15 protein-coding genes are annotated in these 21,915 nt (G+C 54.5%); 7 read left to right on the plus strand and 8 right to left on the minus strand.

Annotated features, from left to right (window positions below; all coding sequences use genetic code 11):
• Nucleotides 1-11: 11 nt before the first annotated feature.
• The 5 genes from SH573x_RS27090 to SH573x_RS27110 form a co-directional block, all read right to left on the minus strand.
• Complete coding sequence (locus SH573x_RS27090; protein WP_479351184.1) at nucleotides 12-245, minus strand: hypothetical protein; 234 nt, start codon at nucleotides 243-245, stop codon at nucleotides 12-14.
• A 423-nt stretch (nucleotides 246-668) separates the two neighbouring features.
• Nucleotides 669-1,166: a hypothetical protein gene (locus SH573x_RS27095; protein WP_479351185.1), complete on the minus strand. Its 498-nt coding sequence runs from the start codon at nucleotides 1,164-1,166 to the stop codon at nucleotides 669-671.
• Nucleotides 1,167-1,210: 44 nt separating this feature from the next.
• Nucleotides 1,211-4,423 carry an efflux RND transporter permease subunit gene (locus tag SH573x_RS27100; protein ID WP_479351186.1) on the minus strand — a complete coding sequence of 1,071 codons (3,213 nt, stop codon included), beginning with the start codon at nucleotides 4,421-4,423 and terminating at the stop codon, nucleotides 1,211-1,213.
• Between the two features lie 89 nt (nucleotides 4,424-4,512).
• Nucleotides 4,513-6,066, minus strand: coding sequence for an efflux RND transporter periplasmic adaptor subunit (locus SH573x_RS27105; protein ID WP_479351187.1), 1,554 nt, complete (start codon nucleotides 6,064-6,066; stop codon nucleotides 4,513-4,515).
• An 875-nt stretch (nucleotides 6,067-6,941) separates the two neighbouring features.
• On the minus strand, nucleotides 6,942-7,382 hold the full coding sequence (locus tag SH573x_RS27110; protein ID WP_479351188.1) for a hypothetical protein: 441 nt from the start codon (nucleotides 7,380-7,382) through the stop codon (nucleotides 6,942-6,944).
• A 58-nt stretch (nucleotides 7,383-7,440) separates the two neighbouring features.
• Here SH573x_RS27110 and SH573x_RS27115 point away from each other — a divergent pair, with 58 nt between their 5' ends.
• The 7 genes from SH573x_RS27115 to SH573x_RS27145 all read left to right on the plus strand — a co-directional run bounded on the left by SH573x_RS27115 (nucleotide 7,441) and on the right by SH573x_RS27145 (nucleotide 16,785).
• Nucleotides 7,441-7,659, plus strand: a complete 219-nt coding sequence (locus SH573x_RS27115; RefSeq protein WP_479351189.1) for a hypothetical protein — start codon at nucleotides 7,441-7,443, stop codon at nucleotides 7,657-7,659.
• The gene (locus tag SH573x_RS27120) at nucleotides 7,649-10,135 is read left to right on the plus strand and encodes a heavy metal translocating P-type ATPase (protein ID WP_479351190.1); all 2,487 of its coding nucleotides are present in this window, start codon (nucleotides 7,649-7,651) and stop codon (nucleotides 10,133-10,135) included. Before SH573x_RS27115 ends, SH573x_RS27120 begins: the two co-directional genes overlap by 11 nt.
• 707 nt (nucleotides 10,136-10,842) lie before the next feature.
• On the plus strand, nucleotides 10,843-11,487 hold the full coding sequence (locus SH573x_RS27125; protein WP_479351191.1) for a (2Fe-2S)-binding protein: 645 nt from the start codon (nucleotides 10,843-10,845) through the stop codon (nucleotides 11,485-11,487).
• Between the two features lie 15 nt (nucleotides 11,488-11,502).
• Nucleotides 11,503-12,546: an FAD binding domain-containing protein gene (locus SH573x_RS27130; protein ID WP_479351192.1), complete on the plus strand. Its 1,044-nt coding sequence runs from the start codon at nucleotides 11,503-11,505 to the stop codon at nucleotides 12,544-12,546.
• Between the two features lie 42 nt (nucleotides 12,547-12,588).
• Nucleotides 12,589-14,832, plus strand: a complete 2,244-nt coding sequence (locus SH573x_RS27135; RefSeq protein ID WP_479351193.1) for a xanthine dehydrogenase family protein molybdopterin-binding subunit — start codon at nucleotides 12,589-12,591, stop codon at nucleotides 14,830-14,832.
• A 40-nt stretch (nucleotides 14,833-14,872) separates the two neighbouring features.
• Nucleotides 14,873-16,099 carry an XdhC family protein gene (locus SH573x_RS27140; RefSeq protein WP_479351194.1) on the plus strand — a complete coding sequence of 409 codons (1,227 nt, stop codon included), beginning with the start codon at nucleotides 14,873-14,875 and terminating at the stop codon, nucleotides 16,097-16,099.
• Between the two features lie 20 nt (nucleotides 16,100-16,119).
• Nucleotides 16,120-16,785 carry a nucleotidyltransferase family protein gene (locus SH573x_RS27145; protein ID WP_479351195.1) on the plus strand — a complete coding sequence of 222 codons (666 nt, stop codon included), beginning with the start codon at nucleotides 16,120-16,122 and terminating at the stop codon, nucleotides 16,783-16,785.
• Here SH573x_RS27145 and SH573x_RS27150 read toward each other — a convergent pair.
• From SH573x_RS27150 to SH573x_RS27160, 3 genes are all read right to left on the minus strand, one after another.
• On the minus strand, nucleotides 16,753-17,151 hold the full coding sequence (locus tag SH573x_RS27150; RefSeq protein ID WP_479351196.1) for a rhodanese-like domain-containing protein: 399 nt from the start codon (nucleotides 17,149-17,151) through the stop codon (nucleotides 16,753-16,755). The genes SH573x_RS27145 and SH573x_RS27150 overlap by 33 nt on opposite strands.
• Before the next feature lie 191 nt (nucleotides 17,152-17,342).
• Nucleotides 17,343-20,789 (minus strand): efflux RND transporter permease subunit, encoded by a 3,447-nt coding sequence (locus SH573x_RS27155; RefSeq protein WP_479351197.1) that lies wholly within the window; start codon nucleotides 20,787-20,789, stop codon nucleotides 17,343-17,345.
• Complete coding sequence (locus SH573x_RS27160) at nucleotides 20,786-21,889, minus strand: efflux RND transporter periplasmic adaptor subunit (protein WP_479351198.1); 1,104 nt, start codon at nucleotides 21,887-21,889, stop codon at nucleotides 20,786-20,788. The genes SH573x_RS27155 and SH573x_RS27160 overlap by 4 nt, the downstream gene beginning before the upstream one ends.
• Between the last annotated feature and the right edge of the window lie 26 nt (nucleotides 21,890-21,915).

Here is a 21,915-nt window from a genome sequence, read left to right on the forward strand (position 1 = left end):
CTAAGGCACTTCTACACCAGGCTGGGGACTTGTTGGTTTTCCTCGAAAATTCGAATCGTCTTGGTGATGGCCGGATAGTCGAGCGGATTGAGAATGGCAGTTAACTGCATTCCTACGTAATAAGCACCGAGTTCGCGAGGTTTGCAGAACTTGCAATTGGCACGCACGTACATACGTTTTTCGGCGGCACCGATTACGATTACGTAGTCGCTAACTTCTAGATGATCCGTGGTAATCACGGACATCCCATGGAGAGATAGTTCGACTGTGGTGCCTGTGGCATAGCACTGCGGATCCTGTGCTTCACTTAATAGGAACAGAACACAAGGCACCGTACACCTGCTACGACTTTCGGTTCGTTTACGCTCAACGCTCAACTCCATGTCAACGTAGTAGTGGTCGTTGATGAACCGCCCCATCTTTTGGTTAAGAGCCAAAAGTTCTGCATTCTTCTTCCCAAAGCCAAACATTCAGAGTTGCCCCTACTCTGTATTAAGACCGTGCGTCTCCATCGAGTTTATGAATGCGCAGATCGAAATTGCCCCTAAACAGTGAACAGTAGGCCACCTCTCAGAACTCAACCATTACACCCGTAGTTCCAATTCGATATTGCACTCTGACCACAACCGAATTTGACGATTGTGATCATTTTTCGGCTCGGCTGGCAATCAATGAGGATGGTCGTGCCCATGGTCGTGGTGAATCTCGCCGCGATACGGTTTGCCGTTTATGGTCACCGAGAGTTTGGAGGCTACATGATCATCATCGATATGTGCAGCCAGTGCGCTATCGGTTAGGGTGAAGCGCGACGACTTGCCCTCAGGCTGTCCTGACTCTGGACTGGCGAGCAACTTGTACTGCTTGGGCTGGCCGTCATGCACGACATTGATCACTAGCTCCGGCGTCTCAACGGCAACTGCAGATTTAGCTTGTGCATCGAGCATGTAAACCGTCACCGTATCAGCTGTATGTACAACTTCAGCGTGATACTCTTCGTTGCCCAATTCGACCAAAGTCCCGTGGTGCGGACCTTGGCTAGGATGTTCATGAGCCTGCGAAGACGATGGTATGGAACTGTCGGTAGTCTTGATCCCGCTATTAACTTCAGGTCCACAACCACCAGCAAGTAAGACTACCAGCGAAACGCATACACCAGAATACTTCATTTCAAGCTCCAACAGAAAACAACTGCAACTTGGCCCAATATGTTTTAACTCTGACGGAAAGTTGGTAGCGGTCGGTCCAGCTCCGTCAATTCAACCGGCTGTCGTGATTTTGACACTGCCCGCTCGGCTGACCTAATTCCAAACAACCAGAACAGGGCAGGGTGGACGAAGAAGTCCAACATGGTCGAACTGATTACACCTCCCAAGATCACTGTGGCCACTGGGTAGAGGATCTCTTTACCAGGTTCACCAGCTGCCAACACCAACGGTACGAGTGCAATACCGGCAGTCAGCGCGGTCATCAACACCGGGGCCAAACGTTCGAGCCCCCCACGAATGATCATCTCCTTGGTAAACGCTTCGCCTTCGAATTCAACCAGGTGCAGGTAGTGCTGCAGTAACAGCACACCATTGCGCGAAGCAATTCCGGCCAACGAGATAAAGCCTACCATGGCGGCAATCGTCACTGTCTGACCAGTAAAGACCAATGCTGCTACCGAGCCGATAAAGGCCATCGGTAGCGCAGCCATAACTTGTAGCGCTAGATTCACTGAGTGAAACAAGGTGTACAGCACTAGAAACACGCCCAGCAGGGCAACCGCAAATAGGATCGCAATCGCCCGACTGGCCGAGCGTTGGCTTTGAAATTGACCTTCGTAGCTGGCGTAGTAGCCCGGTGGCAGAGACTTGATTGCCGGCGCTATAGCATTTCGAATATCGCCGACCACATCGACTACGCCACGGTCTTTAACGTTGCACTGGATAACGATGCGCCGGCGCACGTTCTCTCGATTGACGGTATTCGGACCGCCCGATTCGTAGATGCGGGCAATGCTGCCCAGAGCAATCGTGCCACCTTCTGGCAGATGAATGGCCAGCCGCCGCAAACCCTCGATGTCTTCACGATACTCGTTCTGCATTCGCACCAGTAAATCAAATGTTCGCATACCGTCCAATACTTCGGAAACCACTGCACCATTCATAGCTGTCTGCACGTACTCGTTCACTTCGCTGACATTTAGTCCGTACTGTGTCAGCTGATAACGATCCAGCTCGATGCGCAGCTGAGGAATCATGACTTGTGGTTCAATCATCAAGTCGGTTACCCCCGCGACGCCTTGCATTTGCGCCTTGATCTCTTCGGCCTTCTGACGCAGCAAGTCGAGATCATCACCGTATACTTTGATGCCCACCTGGGCCTTTACGCCGGAGAGCATGTGCGAAATAAGATGTGCGATCGGCTGTTCGACGGCAGTTACGATTCCAGGAATATTTTGCATCGCCAGGCGAATCGCTTCCAACTGCTGTTCCCGGGAGCGCGGAGATTGCGGATCCAGTTCGATCAGAATCTCGCTCATATTGACGCCTTCGGCATGCTCATCTAATTCTGCGCGCCCTGTGCGACGGACGAAACGCTGGACATCGTCAATGGCCATGAGCGACTGCTCGACGCTATGGCAGATTGCATTGGATGCCGATAGAGAAGTGCCAGGCGGGAGAACCACGTTCAGTTGAATGGTGCCTTCGTTAAAAGGCGGCAGGAAGTCTCGCTCCAAGCGTGACAGGAACAGCCCAGCCACGGCCACCAGGCCCACTGTCAGTCCTAGATTGAAATAGGGAAACGCCAAGCTGAATCGTATGACTTTCTCGCCGACTCGCTTGAGCAAACGCAAGGCTAGAGCGTCCTGCTGATGCCGCTGGCTCTTATTCGAACTCAGTAGCATATAGGAGAGCACTGGTGTGACCGTCAGTGAAACAATCAGCGACGATAGAATTGAGACGATGTAAGCGATTCCCAGCGGCGCAAACAGTTTGCCTTCCATGCCACCTAACGCAAAGAGTGGCAGAAAAACCAGAATCACAATAGTCGTGCTGAAGACGATCGAGCGTCGCACCTCCGTTGATGCACGAAAGACAACCAACAGAGGGTTGAGTTTATTTCCGGCCAGGCGATTCTCCTTGAGCCTCCGAAAGATATTCTCGACATCGACGATGGCATCGTCGACTAGCTCCCCCATCGCTACAGCAATGCCGCCTAGGGTCATGGTGTTGATCGACAGCTGAAATGCAGCAAATACGATGGCCGTCATAAACAGCGACAGCGGAATAGCGGTCAAGGTAATAAACGTAGTGCGAATGTTCATCAAGAACACGAACAAGACAATGACTACCAAGATTATGCCGTCGCGCAGCGCCTCTTCAACATTGGCGATCGCCCGTTGGATGAAAGCCGTTTGCGAATAGGTCGGTTCGATACGTACTCCCGCTGGTAGCGCTGACTTGAGATCTGCGAGGGCCTTCAAGATGTCTTCTGTAACACGGCGTGTATCGGCGCCAGGCTGTTTGTTGATGGTCAACACTACCGCCGGCCCGCCCGAAAAGAGTCCCTGATTGGGCTTGGTTTTGTCATCGCGACGAACAAATGCCGAGCTATCGCCGCGTTTAATCTGAGCGCCTTCGCGGACGGTGGCAACCTGGCTGAGTACGATGGGCCGCCCATCGCGAATCGTAACCGGCACAGCGGCCAGTTCCTCAATCGAATTCAACCGACCGAGCGAACGAACCAGTAATTCACTGGGCCCTTGCCGATCCAAGTATCCACCGGTACCGTTTTCGTTGCTGGCGGCGACCGCAGCTTCGACTTTTTTCAGCGTGACGCCAAATCGAGTCAGCGCCTGGGGGTCGATGAGAACTTGAAACTGCTTGCGCTCGCCACCCATCGTGAACACTTGCGATACGCCGGGGATAGTTAGCAAGCGTTGACGTACGATCCAGTCGGCCGTTGTGCGCAGCTCCATCGGTTGAACCTGGCCGTCTTCACTCCACATACCCAGCATCAGGATCTGGCCCATGATGGACGAAATGGGAGCCAGTTGAGGTAAGACGCCTTGTGGCAAACGGTCTTGCACCATTTGCATGCGCTCGGCCACGATTTGGCGGTCAGTGTAGATGTTTGTTCCGTACGCGAATTCGACGTAGACCACAGAAATGCCGACGCCTGACGAACTGCGCACCGCTTCAACTCCGCTGGCACCGTTGAGCGTAGTTTCAATTGGGAAAGTTATTAACGACTCCACTTCCTCTGGTGCCATTCCCGGGGCTTCGGTCATGATCACCACACGTGGCCGATTCAAATCTGGAAAGACATCGATCGGCATCCGCCACACTTGCCATAACCCTACGCCGGTCAGCAAGAGTGACATGGCTATCACCAACAATCGTTGGTGAAGGGCAAAGCGTATGACTGCGTTCAGCACGATGAGACTCCGTTCCAAGGCACGTGGACACGTCCAATTCGGGATTAGGGCACTACGATAAGTCGACTGGCCTTTTGTTCTGCAGTGCCTTAATGCGTATGTCCAGCGTGTGGATCTGCACCCACGCCCGACTTGTTTTTGATTGCCATTTGCAGTTGATGAGCCGCTCGACGAGCCACAACATCGCCCGCAAAGATCGAACCATCGTTTTCGATCACGATGTTGCGTTGATCGCGATACTTCACGTGTACAGCCACTCGATCGAAATGGTCACCATTCTGTTGGAAGACATACCAATCAGCCCCATCTTTGACGACCGCATCGACTGGCAAGACAATCTGTTGCTGCCAGACTTCGATGGGAACCTGTAATTGAAGGCGCTGCCCCACGCGATACTTCCAACTGATGAATCGCTTTCCATCGCTGCGCTGCTCGTCGCGCAGCACCTGGTTGGGCAGCTCAACAAAGAATGACAGCGTGCGCGAAGCAGGATCAACCGAGTTAGCCACGTATGCCAGCTTCAATTGCGAAAGCTGCTCTTGACCGCTGGTCGTCGGAAACAGGGCATCGATCGTCCAACCGTTTTCTGCGGCCACCGCCACTGCCGGCGCGTCTTGTTCGAAGGCTCGGCCCTCGATGTAGAGCTCGGAGTAGTCGGACAACGTGCATAGCAGTTCACCCGACATCACGCCTTGGCCCTTCTCGACTTTCAGATCCTCTATGATCAAGGGACGCATAACGGAGGCATCCGCCGATGCTGGCGGTTCATTTGGATTCTGCCTCTCATCGTGACCGTGTTGACCATCCAATCCATGTCGCTGGTTAGATGGTGGCTGGCGAAAGCTAGCCGGATGCAACGGCAACTTGCTCAAGCGCAAATTTTCGTCATGGTCATGTACGTCAATCTCGGGCGCAACAATCGACAGATCGCGCAGCAGTTTCTTGTCGACTTCGATGTTGCGTACATGTTGAGGCGATAAGCCGTGGAGTTTGAGAGCTTCGCGCAGCGAGGTGAGGTAGGCTTCTAATTTATCCTTGGCATATCGGCGATCGATCAATGCTTTACCAGGTACAGCTCCCGACTGCACCGCTTGTTCAAGCCTGGCGATCTCGCGATTTTCGACTTCTAACTCACTGATGGCTTTCAGGAATTGCGTTTGAGTCTCAACCAGATCTTCGTAGGTCAATCGAACTTTAAAAAGTAGGTCGCCCGGCATGACGGCCTCACCAGTCACTGCATGCACATGCATCACAACGCCGCTCATAGGAGACGAAACCCGCAGCTGTGTGCGGCCTGGACGCGGGGCGATAATGGCTGGTACGGAAATCGTGCGTTGATAGCTGCCCAACTCGATCGGCCCCAGGTATTCGGCGGTCAAACCCAAGTTCTTGAGCGCCTGGGCCGAGAGTTCTAGAGATTGAGTCTCCGAATGCCCTGCATGGTTGTGATCATGCTGGTCATGTTCGGTCGAAGTTTGCCCAGGCGTTTGCGCAGGCGTATTCTTGCGTGAATGTACAATCGCATCGACCGTGTGACTAACTGCGGGCCACCACCACGCATAAGTAACAGCGGTACCAATCACCAGAGCTAACAGTAGCCCCCAGGCGACTCGCCGCAACCACGTACTTGTGTTCGACTTCATAGGACCTCCCCCATCTCATCCCTGCGTTCTGCAGTGGAAACCGTCAACGAAACCGCGATCGTTTGCGAGCCGTTAAGTGAGTTGATTCTCCAGCAGCAAAGCATGCGACGAGGCACCGCTCAGTTAACCGTGTCTGTGCGAGAGTCAAAAAAGCTGTACGAGCTCTTGTGTTCAGGGGTGGCTCAGAGTTGCCAAGAATTCTGCGTCGCGCAGAAATCGAACACGATAGATAGTTGCCTGGTCCGGCTCAAATTCGAAGCAGCGAACGTGTCCACAGTAAGCTGATGGGGAAGCGATGCGTCCATGACGCAATCAAAACTCAAATCCAGATCTAGCAGTTTCGGATTGGTTAGTCCGCAATCAGTGACCAGGTACGAACACGACGGCTGGTCGCAGTCTGGTTCATGACTGGGCGCCGCTGGTAATGGCACGGATTCACTAGAAGTTCGTTCCGTGTGGTGTTGGCAACAGTGATGACCGACCAACTTCACAACCGGGCTGGAAACTTTGGCTGCCTGGCTGGAAAACAGAATCCCCGGATTGCACAAGTGGTGTTGATGGTGCATGCAGCAACCCAGCACTGCGTGTGCAGTGAAGGAAAGCAGCATCACAATTCTAAAACACGCAGCCAACAATCTGATATCCTCGACTTGAACCGGTTAGCGCCAATATCGCTTAGTTAAATTATCGGGTCAAGGCTGCTTTGTCTCCTTTCGCTCCGCGAAAGGCAGCCCCATCTCCCCATCTCTCCCTGTTCCCTTCGCCGCCAAAACCACTTCCTCAATCGCCTCCCACTCCGCGATAGCCATTCACCTATCGCGAAGCAAGAGCATTCGCTAGTCAGCGATCGCGCCTCAACTTCGGGAGGCTAAGATCTAAATTCCAAACAAGTAGTGGCCAGGATGCCAAGGATGCGACTGATAATCAGGCTGCGGTGCCTGGTGTTGATGTTGGTGCTGATGGTGCTGGTGTGAGTGGTGCTGATGTCCATGATGTGAACCGTGTCGGGCTGAGTTAGGATAGCTTTCATAGCGATTGGAATTGGGAAAACCGTTTGGATAACCGCTCCACCCTCGAGGACTGTAACTGGAACCATAATTGGCTCTGGGATGCACAATTGTCGGTGCAAACCTAGGCGGATAAGCGGGCGCTGCGTAGCCCAGACCACCGAAGGTTGCGTTATAGGGACTTGGATAAAACGGTCGTTGATAATTGGCTCCGTAGGCCGGCCCGTGATAGGGCTGCTGAGCTTGGCCCACTTGATTCACTCCACCCAATAGCATCACCGCACCGACTACCAACAGCAGATCCTTCATCGTACACTCCCAGAGTTGTTCGGAGGTTTGTCGCCAGCGCTTCCTCAAAGTGAAGAACGTGCATGAAGTGTTGGCACTCCCTGTACCAATGTTAAAACTTGAAAAAGAGTTTGCAGAAAACCCAGGAAACACACGATTTCTTCAAGGCGCGGGCTGTGCGGCTAATATTTCACCATGTCATTTTGATGCAGTTGTGATCAAATCGACTTCGCCTGCTCTCAATGGAGGCCTTGGTTACCGCATGATCTTGATTATGAAGTACATCGATGAACGATAAAGAATGCATTGACTTGGCTGTGCTACTGCCGCACGTCCAAGATCAGCAGGACAGCTGCATTGGACGTCTCGAAGAAATGCTGCAAGCCAAGCAGGGAGTCAGCCACGTTCATATGACGCGGGTATCTGACTCAGTGGCAACTTCTCAATTCTGTATCCATTTCGATCGGCAACAGGTCTCGCTTTCGGAGCTGCAGGAGTACGCGCGGCGCGCGGGTCTATCGATCGAAAACAAATATGGTCATTTCCTCGACCGTACACCACCCATGGACGCGCGCCTGGCGACGTTACGCGGCGAGAAACTGGGCAATCTGCCTGGAGTGCTGGAAGCAGTCGTCGCTGCCGACGGCACCGTGCGCATTGAATACGACAAGAACCTGGTAACCGACGAGGAACTGCGCGAGCAAATAGCCGCAATTCAATCGCACGCGTTTTCCTCCCATTCTGATGTCACGCCACATGCTGGCCACCGGCATACAGGCCATGCGGGTGAACATCCACATGGCGCGGCAGGTTGCTGCGACCGGCATCGGCATACCACTGCTAGCGGTCTCGACATCGAACTGGTGTGTGCCGTCTTGGCCGGCGCATGTGTGTTAGTGGGATGGCTGATTTCATTTTCAGCTTCGGTACCTGCGGCCATTTCAATCGGACTTTACATCACCGCCTATCTGCTGGCAGGCGGTTTTATGCTGCGCGAGGCTTTCGAGCGTTTGTGGGTTGGCAAGTTCGAGATTGACTCGCTCATGCTCTTGGCAGCCGCTGGCGCAGCGTATCTAGGTAAATGGGCTGAAGGTGCCTTGCTGCTCTTCCTTTTCAGCATTGGACATGCGTTGGAAAGCTACGCCATGGGCCGCGCGAAACGCGCTATCGAAGCACTCACCCAGTTGGCACCCGCCACAGCCCATGTACGACGCAGCGGCCAATGGGTGGATGTGGCGGTGGAAGACCTGCAAGTCGGCGAAGTCGTTAGCGTCAAACCCAACGAACGCATCTCAGCCGACGGATTTGTGGTGCAAGGCACGAGCAGTGTCAATCAAGCGCCCGTGACTGGCGAAAGTGTACCTGTAGATAAAAGTCCTGTAGATGATGTGCAGCAAGCAAGCGGGCATCCCGAACAAGTATCCGCCGAACATCGCGTGTACGCAGGCACAATCAATGGCACGCGGGCACTGGAGATCCAGGTGACCAAAACAGCCGCCGACAATACACTCAGCCGCATCGTCAAGCTGGTCAGCGAAGCAGAAACACGCGTCTCGCCGACTCAAACGCTTACGCGTCACATCGAAAAGTACTTTGTACCTGCGGTCCTAGCGTTTGATGTGTTGCTGCTGTTCGCCTGGCTGATCATCGACGAAACTTTTTCGGCGTCACTATATCGCGCTATGTCCGTGTTGGTGGCTGCCAGCCCATGTGCGCTGGCTATCTCGACTCCTAGCGCTGTACTGAGCGGGATCGCCAGAGCCGCCCGCGGTGGAGTGCTCATCAAAGGTGGTGGCCCTCTTGAAAGTTTAGGATCGGTCAATGTAATCGCCTTCGACAAAACCGGCACGCTTACCGAGGGCAAGCCTCGCTTGACCGATGTCCTGCCGATGCCCGGCATCACGCGTGAAAAGTTGTTGAGCGTTGCCGTAGCCGTTGAAACCCTGAGCGACCATCCGCTGGCCTCAGCTATCGTCCGCGACGCCAAGGCACAACTCGGCAATGCGGTCATACCCCTTGCTCAGAGTTTGGAAGGAGTCATCGGCCGCGGTGTACGAGCTCTAGTGGATGGTCAGCCGGTGGCCATTGGCAAAGAGAACTTGTTCACCGACCAATCCGCGGAGTTACCACCTGAGATTCGCCAAACGGTTGACCAACTAAAGGCAGAGGGGCGCACCACGATGATCGTCCGACAGGGCAATCAATACTTGGGTGTCTTGGGAGTGATGGACACGCCGCGTTCATCCGCTGCTGGTGTTGTCAGCGTGCTAAAGCAGCTTGGCATCCAGCGGATGTTAATGCTCTCAGGTGATCATCAACAAGTGGCTCAAGCTGTTGCTCGCAGCGTAGGCATCGAGGAGGCGCATGGCGATCTGATGCCCGATGACAAGGTGCGTTTCATTCAGTCGCTGGGCAGGCAAGGTGGAGTGGCCATGGTCGGCGATGGAGTCAACGACGCGCCCGCCATGGCTGGCGCCACCGTTGGAATTGCAATGGGTGCCGCCGGAAGCGATGTCGCGCTCGAAACAGCCGACGTTGCATTAATGGCCGATGATCTCAATCACTTGCCATTTGCAGTTGGCCTCAGTCGGCAAACGCGCGCCATCATTCGACAAAACCTGTGGATCAGCTTAGGCATGGTCGCGTTCCTAGTACCCGCTACCACGCTGGGCCTCTCACTGGGCCCAGCCGTTGTCCTCCATGAAGGCTCAACGTTGGTCGTCGTCGCCAATGCATTGCGGTTGCTGATCTATAAGTCACCTCTCCACGCATAGAGCATGGTAGCGAGATTCGGGAGGGGTCTGGGCAGTGGAGGTGGTTAGTACCGCCGGAGTCTTGCCTAGCGCAGTGCCCCCTCCCGCAGACTTCGGCTAAACGCCTCGTCTGCGACCTCCCCCGCTGCGCGGGAGAGGTGACAGTCACCTCTCCAAGGCTTCGCCTTGGGGAGGTCGAATCGAGGCTTTGCGAGATTCGGGAGGGGTCTGGGCAGTGGAGGTGGTTAGTACCGCAGGAGTCTTGCCTAGCGCAGTGCCCCCTCCCGCAGACTTCGGCTAAACGCCTCGTCTGCGACCTCCCCCGCTTCGCGGGAGAGGTGACAGTCACCTCTCCAAGGCTTCGCCTTGGGGAGGTCGAATCGAGGCTTTGCGAGATTCGGGAGGGGTCTGGGCAGTGGAGGTGGTTAGTACCGCCGGAGTCTTGCCTGGCGCAGTGCCCCCTCCCGCAGACGAAGGCTAAACGCCTCGTCTGCGACCTCCCCCGCTTCGCGGGAGAGGTGACAGTCACCTCTCCAAGGCTTCGCCTTGGGGAGGTCGAATCGAGCCGTAGCGAGATTCGGGAGGGGCGAGTCCCTTGACCGATCCATTTCCAATCTCTGGCGAGATCGGCTACAGGCGAAGCCTGGCAGAGCTCACTGACGTTGGTACGGTGATTGCATTGCGTATTCATGATTGTTTGGCTTCGAATCACACCATGGGCATGGACGATGAGCAATCAAAGTGGCATCGGGCGGCGAGACTTTATCAAAGAAGCTGGATTGATTGCTGGCGCTTCGGCGGCCAGCGTCGGTGGTTCCACTGCGGGCAGTCAAGCTGATTCAAATGACAACCTAACTACGCACACGATGAGCGTTGAATTCAAACTAAACAATCAGACTGTGAAGTTAGAAATCGATTCAAGGACTACGCTGCTCGATTTGCTTCGCGAGCAACTGCAGTTGACTGGGACCAAGAAGGGGTGCGACCAAGGTGCTTGTGGTGCATGTACGGTGCTCCTTGATGGCCAACGTGTCCTGTCATGCTTAACCCTGGCTGCCACGTTAAGTGGTAAGCAAGTGACAACTATCGAAGGAATCGCCCGCGGCGATGAGCTGCATCCACTGCAAGAAGCTTTCTTGCGATGCGACGCGTATCAGTGCGGCTATTGCACTCCAGGGCAGATTATGTCCGGCATCGGCTGCATCCAGGAAGGTCACGTTCAGCAATCTGTCGAAGAGACTCGTGAGTGGATGAGCGGTAATCTCTGTCGCTGTTCAGCCTACCCCAACATCGTGTCTGCGGTTCGTCAAGCAGCCGGTATTGAACCGGTTTCTGATCCAGTAACTCAGGTCACGCGCTTCGATGTATCTTAGCCCCAGGAGTCATTGATGAAACCGTTCCAATTCTCCGCGCCATCAAGTCTTGAAGACGCGCTGCAGAGCCATGACGACTCACAAGCAATGTACCTAGCTGGTGGCACGACCATGGTCGACTTGATGAAGCTGAACGTGCTCACCCCGTCGAAAGTGATCTCGATCAAGCCGCTACTCGATACAACGATCGAGGAGCGGGAAACGAACGTCTATATCGGAGCCGGCTGCACAATGGCTCAAGTCGCTGATCATAAACTGATCGGGCGCTTGTTGCCTGCCGTCAAGCAGGCGCTGTTGCTGGCAGCTTCACCGCAAATTCGCAACATGGCTACTATCGGTGGTAATCTTCTGCAACGTACGCGGTCGCCTTATTTTCGACATATCGACTTCCCAGACGCGCCATGGCAGTCCAATGAACTTGAAAATACTACGCAGGGTGTCGATCTGTCGTTGATGGCTATCTTGGGTCATCATGGTCGCTTGCTGGGCACGTACCCCGGGGACTTGGCTATCGCCCTGGCTGCCCTGAACTGTCAGCTGCATTTACGTTCCAGCCAAGACGAACGCACTGTGGCTGCTCGTGACTTCTTTGTGGAACCAAAAGACCAAGACACCTACAGCACCGTTCTACGAAACCAGGAACTAATCGTTGGTGTTTCGATTCCCGTTACGGCTGCCAGTCGTCAAAGCATGTATTTGAAGATTCGCGATCGTAGCAGTTACGCTTTTGCTTTGGCCAGTGCGGCCGTCGGTTTAGAACTTGAAGGTCAAGGCCAGCAAGCCAAGATAATAAGCGCTCGCGTGGCACTGGGGGGACTAGCGACCATACCTTGGCCCAGCCCCGCAGCGGAGAAGGCACTGCAAGGTCAAGCGGCCACCGATGATGTGTTTGCCCAGGCTGCCGAAGCCGCCTTGGGTGATGCCCAACCGCCCAGTGGGCTGGAATACAAGCGCACACTGGGCAAACGTGTTCTCGTTCGAGCCTTGCAGACGCTGCGCGACCAGGGCACTCCGACCGATCGTGACCTCTGGGCCTTCCAGCATGGTCGCGATTCCTAAGAACAATTCCTACGCGTCGTTGCAAACTCGGAGAGGACAAACATGAGTTCGCCTACATACAAACCCATAACGCTCGGCGCCAATGTCGGCCAACCCCTGGTGCGCCGCGGCGGTCGTGAGAAAGTTACGGGCACAGCTCGTTTTGCGGCAGAGTGGCCCATCGAAGATTTGTTGTACGCGGTCCCAATAACCAGCCCCATCGCAGCCGGCCGATTTCTGGCTGTGGACTCGCAAGCCGCCGAGCGCATGCCTGGAGTCAAACGCCTTATCACTCCCGGCAACATTCCAGAGTTCACACGGGTAGCCACGGCCAGCGAAAGCAAGTTCCAAACAAACGCTCATTCCAAACTGTTTCCCGCGGCCGAAAAGGAGGTCTTCTTTGCGGGTCAATTCCTGGCCGCCGTCGTCGCCGACTCTTTTGAAAACGCACGCGACGCGGCCTACCTGGTGCGCATCGAAACGGAAAGCACGGCGCACGTAACCGATATTCATCAAGCTCCAGCCGACGAACGACCCAAATCGCTCATGGGCGCACCGCCAGTAATCGAAATTCAAGACGCCAACAGTTTACTACAGTCTGCTGAGACTTCGATCGATGTCGAATATGATTTGCAAGGCAACTATCATAACCCGATCGAGCCACATGCCACGATCGCTCAGTGGTCGACCAAAGATGGCCAACCGTTTTTGACGGTGTACGAGGCGACGCAGAGTATCGCCGCAGCTCGCAATACATACGCGAAGGTCTTTGGTTTACAACTCAGCCAAGTTCGTGTCATCTGTCCCTATGTAGGCGGGGCGTTTGGTTCTAAGGGACTCTCATGGCCACAAGCTCTGCTCGCCTGTTTTTGTAGTCGAGTGGTCGGAGCCCCCGTCAAGGTGGTCATGTCGCGTGAACAGATGTACGGCGGTACTGGCCAACGCACTCCGATGAAACAGCGAGTTGCCATTGGGGCGCGGCGCGATGGCCACATCCAAGCCATCATCCACGAAGGAGTAGCGGCTACGGCCATCAAAGACGAATACGCGGAAGCCTTTACGATGGCTACGCGTATGATGTATCACACGGAAGCTCTTCGACTGGCGCAGACGCAATGTCGCTTGAACATGCAAGTCCCCACCTTCATGCGCGCCCCTGCTGAAACTCCAGGCATGTACGCCCTGGAATCGGCCATCGACGAATTGGCAGTGAAGCTCGACATGGACCCGATCCAGCTGCGCATCCTCAACGAACCAGCCAAAGACATTCACCAGGACAAGCCTTTTAGCGGTCGACATCTGGTCGCTTGCATGCAAGCAGGCGCCGAACGTTTCGGCTGGAAAGATCGATCGAGTAAGACTGGTCAACGACGAGAGGGAAACTGGCTGATCGGAGTGGGCATGGCGGCCGCAACTTATCCATCCATCGCTTTTGCTACCGAAGCCAAAGTCACTATCAAAGACGATGGCACTGCCCACATCGACTGCTGCACCCAGGAAATTGGGACCGGCACCGAAACAGTTCAGTGCCAACTGCTTGCCGATATGCTGGGCATCGAAGTCGATAAGGTGACGATGAAACTTGGCGACAGTGATTTACCGGCCGGTGGTGTATCCGGAGGCAGCACCACTGCCCTCAGCGTAGGCGCGGCAGTGCGTTATGCAGTCGAGGAACTCAAGGGCAAGCTTCTGCAGCTGCTCCCTAAGGAATCACCGCTCCGCGCAGTGGACGCCGACGAAATCAAATTCCAAAAGGGTCAGTTGGTAACCACCAACGACCAAACCTCATGGTCCCAACTGCTTCAAATCGCCAATAAACAAACGTTGGAAGCCAGCGGCAAGATGCCGATGAAGCAAGACACGCAGACTTCGAACCATTCATTCGGCGCTCAATTTGTCGAAGTGGCAGTTGATGAAGACTTTGGCTTGGTACGGGTCCGCAGAATGCTCGGCAGTTTCGCTTGTGGCACCATCTTGAACGCCAAGACAGCCCGCAGCCAGTTCCTGGGCGCGATGATTATGGGTGTCGGTCATGCTTTGTATGAAGAAGTCAAATGGGATCATCGACTGGGGCGAATCACGAACGACAACCTGGCGGAATACCATGTGCCGGTCAATGCCGATATTCCCTTCATCGATGTGATGTGGACTGAGGTGCCTGATTTCAATGCCTCGCCCATCGGTGCTAAGGGAATCGGTGAGATTGGCATCACAGGTGTCGCTGCCGCCATTGCCAATGCCGTTTACAACGCCACAGGCAAACGAATTCGTCACTTGCCGATCGTGCCTCGCTTGGTCATGCGCTAAACACGTGGATGCGTCCACGTGCCCAGAAAGAGTCACACCTATGCTCAAACTGCTCGAATTAGCTGAATCCGCGTTAGTCGCTAAAGAAAAAGGCATCCTGTGTTCGGTTGTGCGTCTACAAGGCAGTGGCTATGGTCGCGTCGGCGCGCGGATGCTATTGACCGAAGGTGGCCAGCGTAACGGCTATATAAGTGGCGGTTGCTTGGAGAAGGACCTCATACGTCGAGCCTGGTCCGAAGCACGGCACAGTCCGAAGCTGATCGCATTTGATACACGCGGCAATTCAATCTCGCCCACGCGTTACAACACTGGTTGCGATGGTATTGTTTCAATTCTCTGCCAACCACTGGATTGGGCAGATGCGTTTTTTGTCCGCATGGCCGCGCAAGTTGCCCGAGATCGACAGACTGCGCGCCTACTGACGGTCTATCGATCGCAGTGGAACGACATTAGTGTAGGCGACAGTCTGATTCAGTTCAGCGATGGTGCCTTTTTGGCTTCCGCGCCCGCAGTCGGTCATGGCGGAGATGTATTCCAACAACTGCTGCGCAACACACGCGACTCTTTCACCGCTACTACACTCGATGCGCAGCGGCAGGCTATTGAACTGTCTGTCGAGATTCTTGAGCCTCCCAAACGCCTTGTCGTTTTCGGCTCGGGCGACGATGTTCAGCCGGTCGTCCAAGCCGCGGTCAGTCTAGGCTGGGAAGTCTGCGTTGTGGGCAAACGCCCTGAGACCACAACCCAGCTTCGGTTCCCAGGTGCACAAGTGCATTTAGGGGATTATCTAGCGTTAGCCCAATCGCTAGTAGCAGACTCGCACACTCACGTCTTATTGATGACGCATGATCTCAATAGCGATCTCCAGCTACTGCCGATCCTCGTGGCCGCACCCGTAGGCTCGATCGGTACGCTGGGATCAAAACGCAGGTTAGCGAAACTGATCGCCGCACTCTATCGCCGCGGACAAATGTTGTCCGCAGAGCAAGTTGATCGAATTCGCTGTCCAGTGGGCTTGGATATCGGAGCCGTTACGCCCGAGGAAATTGCTCTGTCGATTATGTCAGAACTTGTCGCTCTCGAACATGGTAAGACGGGTATGAGTTTGACCGAACGATCTGGCTCAGTGCATCCTCCATTGGCACATCAAGTCTTCGAGATTCGTCGACCGTCAATAACTGTTGCCGAGGTCGGTCAAGACGCAATCAAAGCCACGCCCGTGTTCCATACTAATGTTTCTACACCAGCCGAAACTGAGTATCATTGAACAGGCACAGGCTTCGAACAATGACATCAACCGTCAAGACAGTCGCCTTGTTGCTAGCGGCTGGAGGATCAAGTCGGCTGGGACAACCCAAGCAACTGCTGCCCTGGCAAGGAAGTCCGTTGGTAGTGCATACCATCGAACAACTTCTGGCAGCTGGGTGTACCCGCGTCGTAGTTGTACTGGGCGCTCACGCTCAGCAGTGCAAGGCGGCCTGTCAGTCCCTGATCGATAGCTTCGATGCTGGCCACTCACTCATTACTTTCGTTGAACACACTCGTTGGCATGCTGGTCAAGCCAGCAGCTTGCGTTATGGGCTGAAGAATGTCCGAGCAACTATCGACGTTCCGTACAACTTGCTAGTGGCCTTATGCGACCAGCCCTTGATGGCGGCCTGCCACTATCGAGCGTTGATCGACAGCCTGGGCGACCAACAATCAACGCTCGTCGCAGCTACTTCATACGCAGAGGGCCCCGGGGTGCCAGCTTGTTTTCGCCATCGTAGCCTATCGGAACTTGGCGAATTAGACGGCGACACCGGGGCGAAAGCGTGGATACGTTCACAGCCCGCGAATTGCGTAGAGATCTTGAATCTCGACAGCGTTACCGCCGATATCGACACGCTAACCGACTGGTGCTGTGTGAAACAACTGACCTCATTTCACGACTTCGAATCCGGCTTTGGCTAGTTCGTCGTAACCGGGTTTCAGAGGCCGAATGTCGTAGCCGTACTTTTGAATCAGCTTGCCAGCCTTCAAGGCCCGCAGCCCAACAGCACAGTGCGTGTAAATGACCTTGTCTTGGGGTAGCTTCTCGCGCAATTGCTGTTCGCTCAACTTGCCGAGATCGGACACCGGCAAATGGAGCGCCTGCTTCACATGTCCATCTTTCCATTCATCCTCACTCCGCACATCAACCAAGATGGCCTTCTTCTCCGCCACCCGCGTCTTGACCACATCCAACGAGTCCTTTGTATGCGATAAATCCGCCGCCACAAGACGACCCGCTAGCAAGGCAACCATGCCACAAGCAATCAACAGCCATCGACGATTCATGAACAAACTCCTAGTCCAAACCACTAAACACACAGAGCGTCCCTGGCGGACCCTCTTCTCCATTGTTCTTCATTAGATCCACACAAGTGGAAAAGGTTACAAAGCCGCCGGCGTTAGCCTCGGTTTCCCAACGTTCATGACAACTAGATGCAGCAACCGAGGCTAACGCCCTCGGCTTAGTGGTCAACCGATCACGGCTCACGCTTGGCTGTCAGCAGCCAATAGGTCACCGGGATGACGAACAGCGTGAAGACCGTCGAGGCGATTAGTCCAAAAATCAGCGACCAACCCAAGCCTGAAAAGATTGGATCAAGCGTAATTGGAACAGCGGACAGCAAGGCAGCGCCCGCGGTTAATAGAATTGGTCGCAAGCGCACTACACGGCTTTCCAAGATCGCATCAAACAGCGGACGACCTCGAGCTACCGATTGCTGCATGAAGTCGACCAAGATAATCGAGTCACGAGTCACAATACCCGACAGCGCGATCATCCCAATCATGGCCGTGGCCGTAAAAAACACTGGATCGGGGTAATTGCCGACCGGTTGGCTGAACAAAACGCTCAGCATGTAGAACCCGGGCATTACGCCCAGCGCTGTCAAGGGTATTGCCAACATCACGATCACCGGTACGGAAAACGAACCTGTTTGAGCAACCAAGATGATATAGATCATCAGCATGGCAGCTCCAAAGGCCAGGCCTAAATCGCGGAACACATCCAGCGTGATCTTCCACTCACCTTCCCCAGCAAAAGTGACGGTTGTATCCTCCGGAATGCGCCAGTCGATACCGCTGCCATTATTTATAAAAGTGCGCTGCGAGACCGGTACAGGTTGGTCATCTTCGACCATATTCGGGCCACTGGGCTTTTGATCGCTCAAAATATCGATCACACATTCAGCTGGCGGTCGGCCTACACATTCAGCAAACACGTAGGCCACGCGTTGCAGGTTCTTGTGATATACAGTCTGCGAAGCTGCTTCCGTATACCACTTGCCCAATTCATGCAGGGGCACAAGTTGTCCAGAAGCACTTCGCAAGCTTAGCTGCGACAGCCCCTCGGCACTGGAACGCAAGGCTCGCGGCAAGCGGAACGTCAGCTTGAGCGCATTGCGTTCATCATCAACTCGCAAACTGGTTTGTGTATCACCCTCTAGCGCGATTCGAATTGTGTTGGAAATATCGGCAACAGAGATTCCCGAAATCGCCGCCTTCTCTTGATCCGGTTCGAACACCATTTTCGTAATAGGCGTTTCGCGAACATCATCTACCTCAACCACTCCGGGTTCGCGACTCATCCGCAGTCCCACGGTAGCTGCGGCGTCTAGCACTTCTTGATAACTGCTATCTTCTTTGCCATACACTTCGGCTACCAGCGAGGCCAGCACCGGAGGTCCTGGCGGTAGTTCCACGATCTGAATTTTGCCGTTTACCTTCTTGGCCAATGCATCTAACTCGTCGCGCAGGCGCAAACCGATTCCATGGCTTTGCAGCTTGCGATTCTTCTTGCCTACAAAGTTGACGCGTACTTCGGCTTGATGCGGACGATTGCGCAGATAGTAATGGCGCACCATGCCATTGAAATCGATGGGGCCCGAGGTGCCAACTGTACTGACATAGTTGATCACTTCGGGCTGTGCACCTAGGATCGACTCCATTTCCCGTACCACCGCGTCGGTCCGTTCAAGTGTCGTACCTTCGTCCATGTCGAGCAGGAAGAGAATCTCATTCTTGTTGTCAAAGGGCAACATCTTTAGCGGCACCATGCGCAGCACGCCCAAGCCCATCGCTCCGGCGGTAAGTGCTGCCATGAATATCAGAAAGGCGATCGCGCGAAAACGAGTCTTAAGCAGCGGCAACATCAGGGGACGGAAAAAACGATACAAAAATGACTGCTGCACCACCGCCGGATCGTAGGCCTCCTCGCTAATTGCCCCAGCTTCGGTATCCGCATCCGTGGAAGCGCTGTGCTTGTCTTCGGCGCGAATCAGTTTGGTACCCCATGTCAGCACGTGATACGACAGCCACGGCGTAATCGTAAAGGCCACCACCATCGACATCAGCATGGCTACCGGCACATTCAAGGCCATCGGCGACATGTATGGCCCCATCATGCCGGTGATAAAGAACATCGGTAAGAAGCTGACGATAACCGCCAAGGTCGCGCTAATCAGCGGTGGCCGAATTTCGGACACAGCATCCAACACAATCTTGCGAGTGGCTTTCTTGCGATGCTCGAAGTGCCGAGCGATATTCTCCACGTCCACGATCGGATCGTCGACTAACAACCCCAGCGCTAGAATCAATGCAAACAGGGTTACGCGATTGATCGTGTAACCAAACATCAAGTTCACGGCTAACGTCAATCCGAATACCACTGGTACCGCGATGGAAACGATAAACGCTTCGCGCCACCCCAAGCCGAACGTTAGCAACAAGATCACAATAATGATGGCTACGCCGAGAGCTTCGATCAGCTCGTTTACTTTCTCGTTGGCGACGATACCGTTGTTTCTGGTTACAACCAGTTCAATATCGCCGGGGAGCACTTCGTGACGCAGACGCGTAGCTTCGCGAACTACGGCATCCGCGACCCGCACTGCATTGGCCCCTTTTTGCTTGGAAATCGCCAGCGTTACTGCAGGGCGCGAATAGTCGACCGCTTTGGCTGGTCCATGGTCGTGGCTATCGCCAGATGATTCGGAATCGAATTCATGTGTCTGCCCAAGCACCCAACCTGGCGTTGATGGGTGCTTTTCGAATTCGTTGGCAGCTCCCCAACCATAGCGAACATAGTCGGTGACTTCGCTAGGACCATCGATGACATCAGCCACATCTCGCAGCAAAACCGGCCGAGCGTCGTACACACCGACCACCAGATTGCCTACATCAGTGGCAGTCTGCAGGTTTGGCCGCACGCTGACTTGGAATTCGCGATCGAGCTTGGAAAACGCGGCGGCGCTACTGGCCAGGTTGGACATTTCCACGGCGTTACGTACATCGGTGATGCCCAGTTTTCGTGATTGTAAACGGTCAGGGTCGAGATCGATTCGAATTGTACGTGGTTGTCCACCTATGACATACGCGCGGCTGACCTGTGGCACAACCGATAGTCGCTCAACCAATTCTTCACCCGCACGACGCAGCGTGTAGCTGTTATCCGATGCGCCGGTGATGGCCAACGTAACGATTGGAACGTCGTCGATTTCGACGGGCTTCATCACCCAACCGGTCACACCAGTCGGAATCGCGTTGGCGTTCTCATTCAGCTTCTTGAATAGTTTGACCAGGCTCCGTTCGCGATCCTGGCCCACATAGAAGCGGACCGTGATGATCGCTGCATCATCGCGCGACATGCTGTACACATACTCCACTCCGTCGATCTGGTAGAGCATGCGTTCCAAAGGAGTCGAGACTAGCTGTTCGACTTCCGAGGCTGAATGACCAGGAAAGTTCACATACACATCGGCCAAGGGCACTACGATTTGTGGATCTTCTTCGCGGGCCGTAATCCACAGCGCAGCGGCGCCCACGATCAGCGACAACAGAATCAAGATGATCGACAGATTCGAGTCGAGAAACGCGCGGACGATCGATGTCAACAAATCGGTTGGTTCATGTTTTGCATGTCGAGTCATTGGGCTGTTCCTTCAGACACCAGACCTGGAACGACAACTTGTTCACCAGCTTGCAATCCAGACAACACTTCGAACTGGTCGGAGAATAACCGTCCAATTTGTACTGAGCGTCTCGACAGTCGATCCCCAGTGGCAACTTGAACAAATGTCAATTGTCCGACGCGCTGAATGGCCGCTTGTGGGATGAGCAGCAACTGTTCATCTTCCAGCGGCAGCAGCAGTCGTCCGAACATGCCGCTGTAAACTCCATCGGGACACTGCCCGGTAACTTTGACGTCGAAGGAACGACTGAACGTATCGGCTTTCGGGACTACTTCGCTGACAGTTGCAAAGCACTTAAGGCCCAGAGCTTCTAGTTCGGCTGGCAGTTGCTGGCCGACCTTTAACTTCATCGCCAACGACTCGCGCACGCTAGCAACCAATTGCATTTGCGTGGGATCGTACAGCGTAACCAGAGTTTGTCCGGGACTGACCGTATCACCAGTTTGCACAGCTTTGTCGACTACCGTCCCGGAAAAGGGGGCGACCACGGTTGTGTAGTCTAGGAATACTTTGGCTTCCTCCAGTGCGCGAGAGGAGCGATTGAGGTTTGCTTCGGTCGTTTGCAATTTGGTGCGAGCTGAATCGTATTCGGATTGCGAGATAGCCTGAGTCCGCACCAGTTGCTTGGCGCGCTCGAATTCAACGCGGGCCAGGTCAAACTCTGCTCGGCGTGAATCGCGATCGGCTTCGGCTTGCCGCACTCGAGATTGCTGCTCTTCATCGCTCAAACGCACGAGCACTTCGCCAGCGGTAACGCTCTTGCCAGCGACTACGTTGACCTCCAACACGCGCGCCAGAATCTTCGAAGCCACATTGGCTTCGTGAACCGGGCGAATAGCGCCAATGGCGGATTCATATCTGGGTTGCGTCACCAACTGCGCAGTGGCCAACTGAGCGCCTGCAGGTAACTTCTCATAATGCGTCTGCTCAGAGGGCTGGACCTTAGAGTGAAACAGGCCGGCAAAGACCATCAGCAGCAAGCTGACGCCTGCGATACTGGCCAGTAGCAGAAGCCAACTGGCAAACTTGCTTGCATAGTGGATCAACTTTGCGGACATACAACAATTCCCTTTACCGCCTGAAT

The sequence above is a fragment of the Rania fehmarnensis genome (genome assembly GCF_056494185.1).

Bases quoted from the DNA above. Each gene is read 5' to 3' on its own strand.
- SH573x_RS27090 (WP_479351184.1), bottom strand. From the start codon at position 245: ATGTCCGTGATTACCACGGATCATCTAGAAGTTAGCGACTACGTAATC.
- SH573x_RS27095 (WP_479351185.1), bottom strand. From the start codon at position 1,166: ATGAAGTATTCTGGTGTATGCGTTTCGCTGGTAGTCTTACTTGCTGGT.
- SH573x_RS27105 (WP_479351187.1), bottom strand. From the start codon at position 6,066: ATGAAGTCGAACACAAGTACGTGGTTGCGGCGAGTCGCCTGGGGGCTA.
- SH573x_RS27110 (WP_479351188.1), bottom strand. From the start codon at position 7,382: ATGAAGGATCTGCTGTTGGTAGTCGGTGCGGTGATGCTATTGGGTGGA.
- SH573x_RS27120 (WP_479351190.1), top strand. From the start codon at position 7,649: ATGAACGATAAAGAATGCATTGACTTGGCTGTGCTACTGCCGCACGTC.
- SH573x_RS27125 (WP_479351191.1), top strand. From the start codon at position 10,843: ATGAGCAATCAAAGTGGCATCGGGCGGCGAGACTTTATCAAAGAAGCT.
- SH573x_RS27130 (WP_479351192.1), top strand. From the start codon at position 11,503: ATGAAACCGTTCCAATTCTCCGCGCCATCAAGTCTTGAAGACGCGCTG.
- SH573x_RS27135 (WP_479351193.1), top strand. From the start codon at position 12,589: ATGAGTTCGCCTACATACAAACCCATAACGCTCGGCGCCAATGTCGGC.
- SH573x_RS27140 (WP_479351194.1), top strand. From the start codon at position 14,873: ATGCTCAAACTGCTCGAATTAGCTGAATCCGCGTTAGTCGCTAAAGAA.
- SH573x_RS27145 (WP_479351195.1), top strand. From the start codon at position 16,120: ATGACATCAACCGTCAAGACAGTCGCCTTGTTGCTAGCGGCTGGAGGA.
- SH573x_RS27150 (WP_479351196.1), bottom strand. From the start codon at position 17,151: ATGAATCGTCGATGGCTGTTGATTGCTTGTGGCATGGTTGCCTTGCTA.
- SH573x_RS27155 (WP_479351197.1), bottom strand. From the start codon at position 20,789: ATGACTCGACATGCAAAACATGAACCAACCGATTTGTTGACATCGATC.
- SH573x_RS27160 (WP_479351198.1), bottom strand. From the start codon at position 21,889: ATGTCCGCAAAGTTGATCCACTATGCAAGCAAGTTTGCCAGTTGGCTT.